Source organism: Phyllobacterium sophorae (genome assembly GCF_003010965.1).
GTDB lineage: Bacteria > Pseudomonadota > Alphaproteobacteria > Rhizobiales > Rhizobiaceae > Phyllobacterium > Phyllobacterium sophorae.
Genome location: NZ_PGGM01000016.1, coordinates 117,454 through 133,278, shown reverse-complemented (window position 1 = coordinate 133,278; position 15,825 = coordinate 117,454). Strand labels below are relative to the sequence as shown.

Here is a 15,825-nt window from a genome sequence, read left to right as displayed (position 1 = left end):
ATGCTTCGAACCTATGTTACGTGTAAATTCCGCGTCCTTGCGGTTGTGATTGATGGGACCCGATATGAATCCTAACTACAGGAACTTCGCATTGTGGGCGATTATCGCCTTGCTTCTGATTGCGTTGTTCAATCTTTTTCAAAGCCCGACCTCGCGTTCGGCATCAAGCGATGTTCCTTATTCGCAGTTCATTAGTGACGTGAATAGCGGCCGTGTGAAATCGGTAACGATTGCTGGTAACCGCATCACGGGTACCTATTCCGACAACGGTTCGAACTTCCAGACCTATTCGCCCGGTGACGCTGGTCTCGTTGGGCGCCTGGAAAGCAAAAATGTGCAAATCGCGGCGCGGCCTGAATCCGATGGCTCGACATCGCTCGTTGGTATGCTGATTTCCTGGCTGCCCATGATCCTTATCCTGGGTGTATGGATATTCTTCATGCGCCAGATGCAGGGCGGCTCGCGTGGCGCTATGGGCTTTGGCAAATCCAAGGCCAAACTTTTGACCGAAGCGCATGGCCGTGTGACGTTCCAGGATGTCGCAGGCGTTGACGAAGCCAAGGAAGATCTCGAGGAAATCGTCGAGTTCCTGCGTGACGCGCAGAAATTTCAACGGCTAGGCGGGCGAATTCCGCGTGGTGTGCTGCTCGTAGGGCCGCCCGGTACGGGCAAGACCCTGCTCGCTCGTGCTATCGCCGGGGAAGCGAATGTACCCTTCTTCACCATTTCCGGTTCTGATTTCGTTGAAATGTTTGTCGGTGTCGGTGCGTCCCGCGTACGCGACATGTTCGAACAGGCGAAGAAAAATGCGCCTTGCATCATCTTCATCGATGAAATCGATGCGGTTGGCCGTCATCGTGGCGCCGGCCTCGGCGGAGGCAATGACGAGCGTGAGCAGACACTGAACCAGCTGCTCGTCGAGATGGACGGTTTTGAGGCCAATGAGGGCGTCATCCTCATCGCTGCAACCAACCGCCCGGATGTGCTTGATCCAGCATTGTTGCGTCCAGGCCGTTTCGACCGCCAGGTGGTCGTGCCAAATCCGGACGTGACCGGTCGTGAGAAGATCCTGAAAGTTCATGCTCGTAACGTTCCGCTGGCACCGAACGTGGACCTGAAGATTCTGGCTCGCGGAACCCCCGGGTTCTCTGGCGCAGATCTCATGAACCTCGTCAACGAGGCTGCCTTGATGGCTGCCCGGCGCAACAAGCGTCTCGTCACCATGCTCGAATTCGAGGATGCCAAGGACAAGATCATGATGGGTGCCGAGCGGCGCTCGACAGCCATGACCCAGGCGGAAAAGGAATTGACCGCTTATCATGAGGCTGGTCATGCCATTGTAGCGCTGAATGTCGAGGTAGCGGATCCGCTGCACAAAGCGACGATTATTCCTCGCGGCCGTGCGCTCGGCATGGTTATGCAGTTGCCAGAGGCTGATCGCTATTCGATGAGCTACAAATGGATGATTTCGCGCCTTGCCATCATGATGGGTGGCCGTATCGCCGAGGAACTAAAGTTCGGCAAGGAAAACATTACATCCGGTGCTTCGTCCGATATCGAACAGGCAACCAAGCTGGCGCGTGCCATGGTGACGCGTTGGGGCTTCTCCGACAAGCTCGGTCAGGTAGCCTATGGCGAGAATCAGGAAGAGGTGTTCCTGGGCCACTCCGTAGCGCGTACGCAGAACGTTTCCGAGGAGACAGCACAGCTGATTGATGCGGAGGTTCGCAAGCTGATTGACGATGCCTACAATCATGCCCGCGCCATTCTGACCAAGAAAAAGAAGGAATGGATCGCGATCGCCGAGGGCCTGCTCGAGTATGAGACGCTGACCGGTGAGGAAATCAAGGCCCTGATGGCTGGCGGCAAGCCTGCGCGCGATCTAGGCGATGATACACCGCCATCGCGTGGTTCGGCAGTACCAAAAGCAGGTTCGGCAAAGAAGCCACGCAAGGGCGACGAGCCTGATAAAGGTCTTGAACCGCAACCACAGTCCTGAATGTGGTATATATCTTGTACGAACGGCCGGTGAAAACCGGCCGTTCGTACGAGTTGTTCATGTATTGGAAGTAAGTATAATCGCTACACAATTTGTGAGATGCGAAGTTGAGGGGCTTTTGCGATAAGCGAAGGCCAAGCTCCAGACACAACGGGCTGCTATCCGATCGGACCCGGAAATCAGGCAGCCCAAAAATTTGGATGACCAGTATGGCGCGCAAATATTTTGGCACTGATGGTATTCGTGGCCAGGCAAATGCCTATCCAATGACACCGGATATCGCGATGAAGGTCGGCATGGCTGTCGGCCTCGCATTCAAACGCGGAGAACACCGAAACCGCGTCGTAATCGGCAAGGACACGCGGCTTTCCGGCTATATGATCGAAAACGCCCTTGTTGCGGGATTCACCTCGACGGGTATGGATGTATTTCTTCTCGGCCCAATTCCAACGCCCGCTGTTGCGATGCTTTGCCGGTCGCTGCGTGCCGATATTGGCGTCATGATATCAGCCTCGCACAATCCATATCACGACAACGGTATCAAGCTTTTTGGACCAGATGGGTTCAAGCTGTCTGATGAAATCGAACTCGAAATAGAACGATTGATGGATGAGAATCTCGTTGATCGTCTGTCGAGCTTTGAGGCTCTTGGCCGGGCCAAGCGGGTTGAGGGTGATATTTATCGCTATATTGAATTCGCCAAGCGGACGATGCCAAAGAATATCTCGCTGTCCGGGCTTCGGATCGTTGTCGATTGCGCCAATGGTGCGGCCTACAAGGTGGCGCCTGCAGCACTCTGGGAACTCGGCGCTGAGGTTGTTACCATCAATGACAAACCGAATGGTACCAACATCAACGAGGATTGCGGTTCTACCCACCCACTGGGGCTGATCAAGAAAGTACACGAAGTGCGAGCCGACATCGGTATCGCACTGGATGGCGATGCCGACCGCGTGCTGATAGTCGATGAAAATGGCGCCATTGTTGATGGCGACCAGCTCATGGCAGTCATTGCCCAGTCCTGGCAGGAGTCCGATCGCCTCTCGGGTGGCGGTGTCGTGGCGACGATTATGTCCAATCTCGGCTTTGAACGCTTTCTCGTCGATCGCGGCCTTACGCTGGCCCGTACGAAGGTTGGCGATCGCTATGTGGTCGAGCACATGCGCAATCATGGATTCAATATTGGCGGCGAACAGTCGGGCCATATTGTGCTTTCGGATTACTCCACGACGGGTGATGGACTGGTTTCTGCCCTGCAAATTCTTGCGGTGGTTCAGGAGCAGGGAAGACCCGTCAGTGAGGTTTGCCGTAAATTTGATCCGGTACCGCAGCTCTTGAAGAATGTTCGCACTTCAGGCGGCAAGCCGCTTGAGGACAAGAAGGTGAAAAACGCGATTGACGAGGCACGCGAACGCCTGGGCAATTCGGGACGATTGGTCATTCGCCCGTCCGGAACCGAGCCTTTGATCCGGGTCATGGCCGAAGGCGACGACCGGAAGCTGGTCGAATCCGTTGTCAATGACATCATTTCTGTGATCTCTTCGGCTGCATAACCTTCTTTATTTTGGTTGCTAAATAAAATGGGTCCGAATTCGGGCCCATTTTGCTTTCCGCTTTGTCGTTATTACTGTTCAGGATCGATTAACGTTAATGAATATGGTGAATAAACACGGTTAAGCGGGATTTAACTTTTTCCCCTCATATTGGCTTACACAACCTTTAGTAGCAGTCGCTGCGCTTTGATCACCGGCCTTGTGAGGGAAATAGAAATGAGCACTTTCAACAAACATGCTGTATTGAGCGCAGCGCTCCTATGCCTGGCGGCTGCACCGGCCTACTCGGCAGATATCCAGGAAGACCCGATTGTCGAAGTTCAGCCATTCAGCGGATGGTATCTGCGTGGTGACATCGGCATGAGCAATCAGAGGTTCGACGAACTGGACTATGTCGGCTTTTCCGACCCCGTTGTTCATTCCTGGCTCAATGACGGCGAGTTCGACGCCGGAGTGATCGGACAGATCGGTATCGGCTATCAGTTCAATGATTGGTTCCGAGCTGACGTCACGGCACAATATCGCGGTAAAACCGAGTTTAGTGCGCTCGATTTCTACGATACAGATGGCATTCCAGACAATGGTGATGAAGCGACCAACGAATATCACGCCAAGAAATCCGAATGGCTGTTCCTGGCCAATGCTTACGCCGATCTCGGGACGTTCAGCGGTATAACGCCTTATGTGGGCGCGGGCATCGGCGCATCGCGGAACACGATATCCGGGTTCACTGACGACAACATCATAACGGGCGGCGGCGGCTACGCGGGCAGCGCCTCGCAGTGGGAGCTCGCTTGGGCGCTCCATGCGGGTGTTGGTATCAAGGCGACGGATCGCATGACCATCGATATCGGCTACAGCTACGTTGATCTTGGTGATGGCAAAACCGGCGATGCCTTCAATTACATCAACTCCCAGACTCGAGCTAATCCAGAACCATTCAAGTTCAAGGACATTGCGTCGCATGACTTCAAAGTGGGCGTGCGTTACGCTTTCTAATTGATAGAACTTGTTAATTCCGAAACGGCAGGAAGCACTTTCCTGCCGTTTTGATTTGTATATGGGCTCCGCGACCGCATGGCGGCGACAGTAATCCATGTCGCGCTCAAACAAATATCTTGACTGCCAGCGACATTTCTCCTAGTTCCCGGAGTGGGCCACCTCTCCCCAACGAGAGGCGTGCTATCTGTGAGGATAGGAGAAAACATGACCACGCTATCAAAGCCGGCGCTGCGCCCGGCCAACCCCAATTTTTCATCAGGTCCCTGCGCAAAACGTCCCGGATGGTCGCTCAATGCGCTTTCCGACGCACCACTCGGCCGTTCGCATCGTGCCAAGGTGGGCAAGGCGAAGCTAAAGCAGGCAATCGATCTTACCCGCGAAATTCTGCAGGTTCCGGCCGATTATCGTATCGGCATTGTTCCTGCTTCCGACACCGGCGCTGTCGAAATGGCCCTCTGGTCACTCCTTGGCGAGCGCGGTGTGGATATGGTCGCCTGGGAAAGCTTTGGTGCCGGCTGGGTGACGGATGTCATCAAGCAATTGAAGCTCGCCGATGCCCGCACCATTGAAGCCGGATACGGTGAATTGCCGGATCTTTCCACGGTTGATTTCGACCGCGATGTGGTTTTCACCTGGAACGGGACCACATCAGGCGTCCGCGTGCCGAATGGTGATTTCATTCCCGCGGCCCGCAAAGGCTTGACCATTTGCGATGCAACCTCGGCTGCCTTTGCCCAGCGGCTGGACTTCGATAAGCTCGATGTTGTTACGTTCTCTTGGCAGAAGGTCCTTGGCGGCGAGGGCGCGCACGGCATGCTAGTTCTCAGCCCCCGCGCTGTCGAGCGTCTGCTGAGTTACAAACCGGCGTGGCCGCTTCCGAAGATTTTCCGCCTGACTTCCGGCGGCAAGCTGATCGAAGGTATCTTTGCCGGTGAGACGATCAATACGCCATCAATGCTCTGCGTCGAGGATTATCTCGACGCTTTGAACTGGGCAAAGTCGATCGGCGGCCTCGATGGTCTGGTTGAACGCGCGGACAAGAACTTTGCGGTACTCGATGCTTTCGTCGAGCGCACGCCCTGGATTGCCAATCTCGCGACGGTTCCTGCAACACGGTCCAACACCTCGGTATGCCTTACCATCGTTGATCCCGAAATCACGGCTCTTGCCAACGACGTTCAGGCAGATTTCGCGAAAAACCTTGTGGCGGTTCTGGAAAAGGAAGGCGTCGCCTATGACATTGGCGCCTATCGCGATGCACCTTCAGGCTTGCGCATATGGGCGGGCGCTACGATCGAATCTGCCGACCTCGAAGCGCTCACGCTTTGGCTCGATTGGGCCTTTCAGACGCAGAAGGCCGCATTGAAACAGGCCGCCTGACTTGGGCGAACGTGGCCGCAATGCGGCCACCTCAATCACATTCATTCAGATTCAACGATGGAGGCCATGATGGCACCGCGCGTACTCGTATCCGATAAACTTTCTCCGACCGCCGTGCAAATATTCAAAGATCACGGTGTCGAGGTCGACTACTTGCCGGAGCTTGGCAAGGACAAAGACAAACTGCTCGAAGTGATCGGGCAGTACGATGGTCTTGCCATCCGCTCAGCAACTAAAGTTACCGAAAAACTGATTGCTGCCGCCAAGAACCTCAAGGTCATTGGCCGCGCTGGTATCGGCGTCGACAATGTCGATATCCCCGCTGCGTCCCGCCGCGGTATCATTGTGATGAACACGCCTTTTGGCAATTCGATCACCACAGCCGAGCACGCGGTTGCCCTGATGTTTGCCATTGCCCGCGAATTGCCGGAGGCAGATGCCTCCACCCGCGCCGGCAAGTGGGAGAAAAATCGCTTCATGGGCGTCGAAATCACAGGCAAGACGCTTGGCGTTATTGGTTGTGGCAATATCGGCTCGATCGTTGCCACGCGCGGTGTCGGCCTGAAAATGCATGTGGTGGCATTTGATCCGTTCCTCTCTGAGGGCAGGGCAGAAGAGCTGGGCGTTGAAAAGGTCGAGCTTGATGAGCTTCTGGCACGGGCGGATTTCATCAGCCTGCACACGCCGATGACTGACAAAACACGCGGGATCATCAATGCAGAAACGATCGCGAAGATGAAAGACGGCGTCCGAATCATCAATTGCGCTCGCGGCGGTTTGATTGTCGAAAAAGATCTTATCGTTGCACTCAAGTCAGGCAAGGTTGCTGGAGCGGGCATCGATGTATTCGAGGTAGAGCCGGCCACCGAGAACGAATTGTTCCATCTCCCGAATGTTGTCTGCACGCCGCATCTGGGCGCTTCGACAAGCGAGGCACAGGAAAATGTCGCCTTGCAGGTCGCCGAACAGATGTCAGACTATCTGATCAGGGGCGCCGTTTCGAACGCAATCAACATGCCGTCCATCACGGCCGAAGAGGCGCCGCGTCTGAAGCCCTTTGTCAAGCTGGCAGAAGTGCTTGGTGCTTTTGTCGGTCAGGTTACCGAAGAGCCTATCCAGGAAGTGGAAGTATTGTTCGATGGCTCCACTGCGGCAATGAACACACGTGCGCTGGTCAGCGCGGCGTTGGCCGGTTTGATCCGCCCCCAGGTTGCCGATGTGAACATGGTATCTGCGCCAATCATGGTGAAAGAGCGCGGCATCATCCTCTCGGAGGTCAGGCGTGACAAATCCGGGGTGTTCGATGGGTACATCAAGCTGACAGTAAAGACGGATTCATTGACGCGGTCGATCGCGGGTACCTGTTTCTCCGACGGCAAGGCGCGTTTCATTCAAATCAAGGGCATCAATCTCGATGCCGAGGTTGGTCAGCATATGCTCTATACGACCAACAATGACACGCCCGGCATGATCGGCTTGCTCGGAACCATTTGCGGCAATAACAACGTCAATATTGCGAATTTCTCCCTCGGCCGCGACGCTCCGGGAGGCAACGCCATCGCTATGCTTTATCTTGACGAGCGCATTCCGGACCACGTTCTGGAAGAATTGCGGATCAACAAGGCGATTGTTTCGGCAAAGCCGCTGGAGTTTGACGTCGCTTGATCTCACTGGGAGCTGATTGTAGGGGTGTCACATGATGACCTCCCTGGAGAATCCGCTGCACTGGCGGCTGATGGAAGCGGGCGATCTCGCTTCTGTCAGCGCCGTTGCAAAGGAAGTTCATCCGGAATTTCCGGAGGATGATGCGGTTTTTCTCAATCGGCTCGTACTGTATGAAAATGGAAGCTATGTTCTGGAAAACGGAAGCACAATCATCGGATATGCGGTTACGCATCCCTGGAAAAGTTTTAACATTCCAGCTCTGAACACCGTTCTTTCGGCTTTGCCGGAACACTCTGACACCTATTACATCCATGACATAGCCTTGCTTGGGGCGGCGCGCGGCAGCGGTGCGGCGGGCAAGATCATTTCCATTGTGGCAAGCCATGCCCTCGTATCAGGCTTTAAAACCATGTCACTTGTTGCAGTGAATGGGTCGTCCGGTTTTTGGGAGAAGCAGGGATTTGAAGTCGCCAACCGGCCGGACCTTGAGCCCAAGCTGAAAACCTATTCGGATGATGCCTGTTTCATGCTCCGCCAGCTTCACTTGCCGCATGCTTGCGTCCGCTGAGCTCCGCAATCCAGATTCCGCCAAGAACCAGGACCAGTGCGACCGCATGATAAGGGCGAAAATCTTCACCGAGGAGTGCAACCGCAAGCAGCGTACCGAAGATCGGCACTGCATTGATGAACAAGCCAGCCCGATTCGCACCGATATACTCAACGCCCTTGATGAAAAGAACCTGCGCCGCAAGTGAGGGCAGGATTGCTGTATAAAGCACCACCAAGGTTCCAGTCATATCTGGAAATCTCATCGCTCCGGATTTCATCTCCCAGATCGTGAAGGGTATGGCTGTCAAGAAGGCAAAGAAAGTCATGGCCGTCATGAGACTTTGCCAGTTGATGGCTGGCCGAAAACGCAGCGCGACGGTGTAACCGCTGTAGAGAAGCACGGCAAGAAGCATCAAGGTATCGCCGAAATTGACTTGCAGACTGGCGAGCTGTGAGAAGCTCCCATGGCCGGCAGTCAGCGCAACACCAATCAAGGAAAGGCTGAAGCCGAAGATCTGCCCCGTTTGCACGGGCGTGCCAAAGAGCAGGAGGTTGGTGATGAAGATGACCATCGGTATGCCTGCCTGCTCAATTGTGACATTGATTGCGGACGTGTAGTTGAGAGCGCTGTAAAGTGCCATATTGAAAAATGTAAAGCCAAAGGCACCCAAAGCGGCCAGTAGCCAGAGATGTTTGCGCAATACCTTCCAATCGCGCCGGACGTGCCTAGTGCTGATCGCGGCAACCAATAGAAAAGCCACGAGCCAGCGCAACAATGTCAACAGCATCGGAGAGATGTGCCCAACAGCAAATTTCCCGGCGACGGCGTTGCCGCCCCAAAACAGCGCAGTTACCAGGAGAAAGACATAGGCGGTGCGGTTCATGATCTTTCAGTCTTTTCCGGCTGGCAGGCAGATAACTTTTGCAGTTAGGCGGACAATAGGTTTATTCAGCAAATAAAGGCAAATTGGTCCGGTGATCGTGGAAAGAATTGTCGCGCTTTTATAAACCAGCCTGTATAGAAGCACCGCATTTGAGGAAAAAGTGCGCGACGAGGTTATGACTCGAGGAGTTTTGAATGGCAAATGTTGTTGTGATCGGTTCCCAATGGGGTGATGAGGGCAAGGGAAAGATTGTCGATTGGCTTTCCGAACGGGCAGATATCATCGTTCGCTTTCAGGGCGGTCACAATGCGGGTCATACGCTGGTCGTCGATGGCGTCACCTACAAGTTGTCGCTTCTGCCCTCAGGTGTAGTTCGTCAGGGCAAGCTCTCCATCATCGGTAACGGCGTCGTGTTTGATCCCCACGCTTTCATAGCCGAAAAGAAGAAGCTCGAGGCGCAGGGTGTGGTCATTACCCCGGACACGCTGAAAATAGCGGAAAACACGACGCTTATCCTTTCGATTCATGGCGAGCTTGACAGGCTGCGTGAGGAAAAAGCCGCGGCGGGTACCAAAATTGGCACAACCGGCCGTGGTATTGGACCGGCCTATGAAGACAAGGTCGGCCGCCGTGCAATTCATGTACTTGATCTGGCCGATCCGAACACGCTACCAGCTAAAATTGAACGGTTGCTTGCTCACCACAACCCACTCCGCCGCGGACTGGGTTTCGCCGAAGTGGACGGCGCGGCGCTACTCGCCGAGCTCAACGAAGCCGCACCGCACATTTTGCCGTTCATGGACCGAGTCTGGTACGTGCTCGATCAGAAGAAACGTGCCGGCGAACGCATTCTTTTCGAAGGTGCGCAAGGCACACTGCTCGATATCGACCACGGAACATATCCGTTTGTGACTTCGTCGAACACGGTCGCCGGACAGGCCTCGGCAGGTTCAGGCATTGGTCCTGGCTCCCTCCACTATGTTCTTGGCATCACCAAGGCCTATACGACGCGTGTCGGTGAAGGCCCGTTCCCGACAGAGCAGCAGAATGAAGTCGGGCAATTTCTCGGCGAGCGCGGGCACGAATTCGGAACGGTAACCGGACGCAAGCGCCGGTGCGGCTGGTTTGACGCGGTACTCGTGCGCCAGGCCGTAGCCAACAACGGCATCAGTGGTATTGCGCTGACCAAACTCGACGTGCTCGATGGTCTTGAGGAAATCAAGGTCTGTACGGGTTATGAATTGGACGGCGAGGTAATCGATTACCTACCTGCAGGTCAGGGGCAGCAAGCCCGCGTAAAGCCTGTCTATGAAACGCTGGAAGGCTGGGAAGGAACCACAGCTGGCGCGCGCAGCTGGAGCGAACTCCCTGCGCAGGCAGTCAAATATGTGCGTTATATCGAAGAACTGATCGGCGCGCCGATTGCACTGCTGTCCACCAGCCCTGAACGCGATGACACGATACTTGTTACTGACCCATTTCATGATTAGAGTCGAGTTGAGTGTCAAAGGCGCGTCTCAGGGTTAATCTCACAACAAAACCATAGGTTTGGGTGAATGGCAGACTTCGTTGCAGTATTGAGGAAGACAATTGACGGGCTCGCGGATCCAACGCCCGAGCTTCGTCAACGTGTGTATGCGAAAGCCCGCGCAACGATTGAGCAAAAGCTTGCCGCGCTGAATGCGACGGAGACCGTGGCGAAGCGCCAAATCAAGGCGCTGGAAGATGCAATCGCTGAGGTCGAGACTGAATTCACGCCTGCTGTCGAGGATAGCCTTCCCGTTCCAGAGCCTGTTCCTGCGGCGCCCTCGGTTCCTGCTCAGGCGCCTGTCGTCGCCTCGACGCCTCCTCCTACGGAGGAGAAGCCCATCCCGGTTACCGCTCCTGCCTTTACAAAAGTAGGCTCACAGCCCGATGCCCTTGAAGATTTCCTGACCAGTCAAGGTTCCAGCGGTGAAGGGCGGACATTAACCAAGCCCGACAGTTTTCGCGCAGACCCTCAAATATCCAAACCGGCTCCCGGTTTTATGGACCAGCAGACGGGGCAAGGCCCTGAGGAAGAAACTGACGACGACCTGAGGGGTGCAACAGAAGACCGCCGGACTGGCGACTATGGCGTCTATACGCGGGGTCCCCTTAAGCAGCCAATGCAGAAGCGTTCTCTGGTGCCTTTGCTTGGCATTCTTGCTTTGCTTTTGGTCGTCGCCGGCGCTGGCTATGCGGGATGGACCTACAAGGACAGGATTTCGGCACAGGCCGGGGCCGTCAAGACATGGTTGGCCAATCTTACCAGCAGCCAACCGGAACCGGCAAAACCTGCGGAAACAGCGGACACGCCGGCGCAACCGCCACAGCCAGCAACACCGACTCCGGCAGCGGCCCCGGAAACGAACGAGCCGAAGCCGGAGCCAAAATTGACGCAACGGCTGCTGCCTGATGGTCAGGAAATAAATCCCGGCCCAGCGAATGACACACCCTCTATCGGAGAGGGTACGTCGGTTGCGGCCTCGACGCCCGATCAAACCGCCAAACCGCCTGCGGCACAGGGCCAGCAGCAGGCTGCCGGTCAGGCGCAACCGTCTGCCGCGCTGCCGATCGGGCAGAAGGCTTTCTTCTACGAGGAACGCTCCGGGCAGGATGCCGGTACTGCGGATGCGGGCGGTGTCGTCTGGTCGGTCGTACAGGAATCACCCGGTAATGATCTTCCCCCGGAACCAGCTATCCGGGCCGAGGTTACCATCCCTGACCGTGGCATCAATCTGCGCATGATTATCCGGCGCAATGGTGATAAGACCCTGCCCGCAAGTCACCTGGTCGAAATGATCTTTACCGTACCCGAGGGATTTGCGGGCGGTTCAATCGACAACGTGTCACGCATGACGTTCAAGGATACGGAACAGGCGCCGGGCAGCCCACTCGTCGCCATTCCGGCGAAGATTGCCGACAACTTCTTCATCATTGCAATGAATGATGCGAAGACGGCAATCGATACCAACATGTCGTTGATGCGGCGCCAGTCCTGGGTCGATATACCAATCGCCTACAAGACGGGCCGGCGGGCCTTGATCACCCTTGAAAAGGGTCTACCTGGCGAGAAGGCGTTCGATGAGGTGCTGAAATCCTGGGCCGCGAAGGCAGGTGGGTAAGCCATGAACAAAGGCCGCTACAGGCGGCCTTTATCCTATTCGTTGACGTCCGTACTCAGCGAGCATCCGAGCCAGTCGAGACAAGTGCCTTTTGCTGCTTGATCGCAGCGGCTTTCACGGCGTCCTGCACTTTCTCGAATGCGCGGACTTCTATCTGGCGAACGCGTTCGCGGCTGATGCCGAACTCCGTCGAAAGATCTTCCAGCGTTACCGGATCATCAGCAAGGCGTCGTGCCTGGAAGATGCGGCGTTCGCGATCGTTCAGAGACGACATTGCGCTCGTGAGCATTTCGCGGCGATTTTCCAGTTCGTCCTGCTCGATCAGCATCTCTTCAGCGCTGTCGTGGTCGTCCACCAGCCAATCCTGCCAATCACCCCCCGCCTCGCCGTCAGACGAACGAATGGGTGCGTTTAGCGAAGCATCGCCCGAGAGGCGGCGGTTCATGGAAATCACTTCGTCTTCGGAAACACTGAGACGCGTTGCAATTTCCTTGACCTGTTCCGGATTGAGGTCACCATCATCCAGCGCCTGAATTTTGCTTTTCACCTTACGCAGGTTGAAGAACAGACGTTTCTGGTTGGCGGTCGTGCCCATCTTGACCAGGCTCCACGAGCGCAGGACATATTCCTGGATCGAGGCCTTGATCCACCACATGGCATAGGTAGCTAGACGAAAACCACGTTCTGGTTCGAATCTTTTGACAGCCTGCATCAGGCCGACATTACCTTCGGAAATAACTTCACCAATCGGCAAGCCATAGCCGCGATAACCCATTGCGATCTTGGCGACGAGCCGCAGATGGCTGGTTACAAGTTTATGAGCCGCTTTGGGGTCCGCATGCTCAAGATACCGCTTTGCAAGCATGTACTCTTCTTGCGGTTCGAGCATGGGAAAGCGTCGGATTTCTTCGAGATAGCGGGTCAGTCCACCGTCACCGCCTAGAATACTTGGAAGATTTTGGGCCACAGAGCACCCCTCCTCATTTTGGAATTGACCCCCATTATCGGCGGGTCCGCAACAGCTGCCCGCCCAAGAGCTTGGCGCGAACAGATTGGTGCCATCAATATATAGGTATCATTTTGTCAAAAACACGATGCATAAAGCAACGAAACATTGTGTCACATAAACGTGAACAATCGAGTCAGGATTTGAGCGTCTGTTCTTATGAATACGTTGGAGGCGAAATTGTTCCGTCCCTTTGAAAAATAATCCGATCAGAAGCTACCGGTGCGAAATGCCTCAAGCAGCTGGCCCATGTCGACCGGTAAAGGTGCTTCAAAATGCAATATTTCTCCGGTGGAAGGGTGTTCGAACGCAAGAAGCCTGGCATGGAGCGCTTGCCGGTTGAATCCCTTGACGATGCTTTGCAGTGGTTCCGCGAGTTTGTTCGCCTTCGTTTTGTAGGCGCTGCCATATTCCAGATCACCTACAAGCGGATGACCAATATGAGCCATATGAACACGGATCTGATGTGTTCTGCCAGTTTCCAACCGGCATTCGATGAGAGAGGCAAGGGCGGTAGCATCTTCTTTTGCACCGAACCTCTCCTGAACCTCGAAATGAGTAACGGCATGGCGTGCGTCGTCGCGCTCTTCATGCACTACGGCCTGCTTGGTGCGATCGCGATGGGAGCGTCCAAGCGGGGCATCGATCGTTCCGGTTTTACGGTCGGGCGTTCCCCAGACGATGGCAAGATATGCCCTCTCCAGATCACCCGTGCGCCCGTGATCAGCAAATTGGGCGCTCAGATGGCGGTGGGCAAGGTCGTTTTTGGCCACGACCATAACGCCGCTGGTTTCTTTGTCCAGGCGATGCACAATGCCCGGCCGCTTAACGCCGCCAATGCCCGACAGAGTGTCGCCGCAGTGATGGATCAACGCATTGACGAGCGTGCCGGTCCAATTGCCGTTGCCCGGGTGCACCACCAGCCCGGCAGGTTTGTTGATAACGACGAGATCAGCGTCTTCGTACAGAATGTCGAGCGCTATTTCTTCGCCCTTGGGTGTCGCATCCTCAGGCTCCGGGATCGCGATTGTGATGCTGGCACCCTCGCGAAGCTTGTGCTTGGCCTCACGGATGGTTTTGCCGTCAACGCTTACCTGTCCCTCACTGATAAGCGATTGAATGCGATTTCGCGACAGATCTGGTGCCAGCTGAGCAGAAAGCCACGCGTCCAGCCTTTTGCCGGTTGCCTCGAAATTGGTAATTAGTTCTTTCAAAGACCTCGTCCCTTCGTTACAGAGGCTTGGTTTCGAACCTCGGAGATGCCGTATATGGCCAATATCAACCAAGACCTTGATGGGGAAGAAGAACCGCTCGATCCCGCAATGGAGCGGGTTCGCCGCAAAATGATTCGGCTTCTGGCTGTTTCCATCGGCATTATGGTGATTGGTCTTATGGCTGTGCTCGCCGCCATTGTCTACAAGATTAACCAGCCGGTGCAGGAGGTGGCGACGGTCACACGGTCGCAGACCGCGGGACAGGCGCTTGGAGCTGCGCTTGAGGGCGAGGCGATCACGCTCGATCCGGGCACACGCATCCTGTCTCATAATCTTTCGGAGAATACGCTCTCCCTTGAGACAAGGCTCGGCGACGGCAGCCGGCAGATTCTTCTTTATGATGTCACGACCAAGCGTGTCATCGCGCGAATATCGGAGGCAGTGGGCAATTAGCTGAAACGGGGCGCGTTAACGTCAAAGGACGCGCAAAACAATATTGCACTTTCCCGGCAGCTTGATTATACCCGCGTGATCAACCTGCTATGCGCCCATCGTCTAGCGGTCAGGACGGCGCCCTCTCACGGCGCAAACAGGGGTTCGATTCCCCTTGGGCGTACCAGCGGCTCATGCTTCCTGTTGCGGCGCAAGCGTGCGTTTCGGAATTGTCCGCGTTGACACAGTTTTTGCCAAAAGGCGCTATTTTGCCATAGAGCATAGGCATTACCGCACAAACCAGTGCTAAGATCAAAACTCCTGCCAGCTACTTCAGCCAACCAAGAATCAATTGATGACAACTGACCAGCGTAAGACAATCTTTATTGTCGGTAATGGCCCGATCAAAAATGACCTTTCTGATATGGTCGATCAATCAGATCTGGTTGTGCGTTTCAATGAACCGAAATTGTCAAAGGAGTTTTCCGGGACCAGAACGGATTTGCTGTTCGTTTGCAATTCCGGCAAGCCGATGCAGCGCCGCCTTTCCGATCCTGCTTATTTCAATTCACCAATCGTTCAGGGCGCTTCGCAGGTCGTCTTCGCCTATCATCCGCAGATCATCGCAGAGTACTTCAGGCAACCTCACCTTCTCTCACGGCTGAAGGGAAGGAGAGGCGATTGGACGCTACAGGCGATTGACGCGTTTGGCGCCGCCGGCAAGGCTATCCTCTTGCTTCCACCCCACTTTTATAGGGATGGTTGCGATGTACTCGGGATACCCGAAGCCAAGCGCAGAGAAATTTTCCCGAGCACTGGCTACTTCGGTCTGACGTATATTCTCCAGAATTTCGATCCAGCTGAATGGAAGATCGTTCTTTGCGGGTTTACCTGGGAAGGATGGAAGCGCCACGCATGGGGGGATGAGCGCCAGTGGGTTATGGACAAGGTCGAGCAGGGTATTCTCAACATCATTGTATAAAAAGCACTGGCAG

At 55.1% G+C, this 15,825-nt stretch carries 12 protein-coding genes, 1 tRNA gene and 1 pseudogene; 11 read left to right on the top strand and 3 right to left on the bottom strand.

Annotated features, from left to right (window positions below; all coding sequences use genetic code 11):
• Positions 1 to 64: 64 nt before the first annotated feature.
• The 6 genes from ftsH to CU103_RS26345 all read left to right on the top strand — a co-directional run bounded on the left by ftsH (position 65) and on the right by CU103_RS26345 (position 8,167).
• A complete protein-coding gene (ftsH, locus tag CU103_RS26370) occupies positions 65 to 1,999 on the top strand; it encodes an ATP-dependent zinc metalloprotease FtsH (RefSeq protein WP_106666999.1) in 1,935 nt (644 codons plus the stop codon).
• A 209-nt stretch (positions 2,000 to 2,208) separates the two neighbouring features.
• Positions 2,209 to 3,552: a phosphoglucosamine mutase gene (glmM, locus tag CU103_RS26365; protein WP_106666998.1), complete on the top strand. Its 1,344-nt coding sequence runs from the start codon at positions 2,209 to 2,211 to the stop codon at positions 3,550 to 3,552.
• Between the two features lie 216 nt (positions 3,553 to 3,768).
• Positions 3,769 to 4,551, top strand: a complete 783-nt coding sequence (locus CU103_RS26360; RefSeq protein WP_106666997.1) for an outer membrane protein — start codon at positions 3,769 to 3,771, stop codon at positions 4,549 to 4,551.
• A 207-nt stretch (positions 4,552 to 4,758) separates the two neighbouring features.
• Positions 4,759 to 5,934: a phosphoserine transaminase gene (locus tag CU103_RS26355; RefSeq protein ID WP_106666996.1), complete on the top strand. Its 1,176-nt coding sequence runs from the start codon at positions 4,759 to 4,761 to the stop codon at positions 5,932 to 5,934.
• 69 nt (positions 5,935 to 6,003) lie between these two features.
• On the top strand, positions 6,004 to 7,599 hold the full coding sequence (gene serA, locus CU103_RS26350) for a phosphoglycerate dehydrogenase (RefSeq protein ID WP_106667052.1): 1,596 nt from the start codon (positions 6,004 to 6,006) through the stop codon (positions 7,597 to 7,599).
• A gap of 31 nt (positions 7,600 to 7,630) precedes the next feature.
• The gene (locus tag CU103_RS26345; RefSeq protein ID WP_106666995.1) at positions 7,631 to 8,167 is read left to right on the top strand and encodes a GNAT family N-acetyltransferase; all 537 of its coding nucleotides are present in this window, start codon (positions 7,631 to 7,633) and stop codon (positions 8,165 to 8,167) included.
• Here CU103_RS26345 and CU103_RS26340 read toward each other — a convergent pair.
• Entirely contained in the window at positions 8,124 to 9,032 is a 909-nt protein-coding gene (locus CU103_RS26340) for a DMT family transporter (protein ID WP_106666994.1), read from the bottom strand. The two genes, CU103_RS26345 and CU103_RS26340, sit on opposite strands and share 44 nt — an antisense overlap.
• A gap of 194 nt (positions 9,033 to 9,226) precedes the next feature.
• Between CU103_RS26340 and CU103_RS26335 the strand changes: the two genes are divergently transcribed.
• Together CU103_RS26335 and CU103_RS32925 are read left to right on the top strand one after the other, a co-directional pair.
• Positions 9,227 to 10,522 carry an adenylosuccinate synthase gene (locus CU103_RS26335; RefSeq protein ID WP_106666993.1) on the top strand — a complete coding sequence of 432 codons (1,296 nt, stop codon included), beginning with the start codon at positions 9,227 to 9,229 and terminating at the stop codon, positions 10,520 to 10,522.
• Between the two features lie 66 nt (positions 10,523 to 10,588).
• Positions 10,589 to 10,792, top strand: a pseudogene (locus tag CU103_RS32925) (transcriptional regulator); the annotation flags it as partial.
• Positions 10,793 to 12,233: 1,441 nt separating this feature from the next.
• On the opposite strand, the gene rpoH reads toward CU103_RS32925, so the two are convergent.
• Positions 12,234 to 13,145, bottom strand: coding sequence for an RNA polymerase sigma factor RpoH (gene rpoH / locus CU103_RS26325; protein ID WP_106666991.1), 912 nt, complete (start codon positions 13,143 to 13,145; stop codon positions 12,234 to 12,236).
• A 248-nt stretch (positions 13,146 to 13,393) separates the two neighbouring features.
• Positions 13,394 to 14,398: an RluA family pseudouridine synthase gene (locus CU103_RS26320; protein WP_106666990.1), complete on the bottom strand. Its 1,005-nt coding sequence runs from the start codon at positions 14,396 to 14,398 to the stop codon at positions 13,394 to 13,396.
• A 54-nt stretch (positions 14,399 to 14,452) separates the two neighbouring features.
• On the opposite strand from CU103_RS26320, the gene CU103_RS26315 reads away from it, so the two are divergent.
• The 3 genes from CU103_RS26315 (at position 14,453) to CU103_RS26305 (ending at position 15,812) form a co-directional block, all read left to right on the top strand.
• Positions 14,453 to 14,851, top strand: coding sequence for a fimbrial protein (locus tag CU103_RS26315; RefSeq protein ID WP_106666989.1), 399 nt, complete (start codon positions 14,453 to 14,455; stop codon positions 14,849 to 14,851).
• A gap of 91 nt (positions 14,852 to 14,942) precedes the next feature.
• Positions 14,943 to 15,017, top strand: a tRNA-Glu gene (locus CU103_RS26310).
• Between the two features lie 168 nt (positions 15,018 to 15,185).
• Positions 15,186 to 15,812 carry a glycosyltransferase family 29 protein gene (locus CU103_RS26305; protein WP_106666988.1) on the top strand — a complete coding sequence of 209 codons (627 nt, stop codon included), beginning with the start codon at positions 15,186 to 15,188 and terminating at the stop codon, positions 15,810 to 15,812.
• Positions 15,813 to 15,825: the final 13 nt, after the last annotated feature.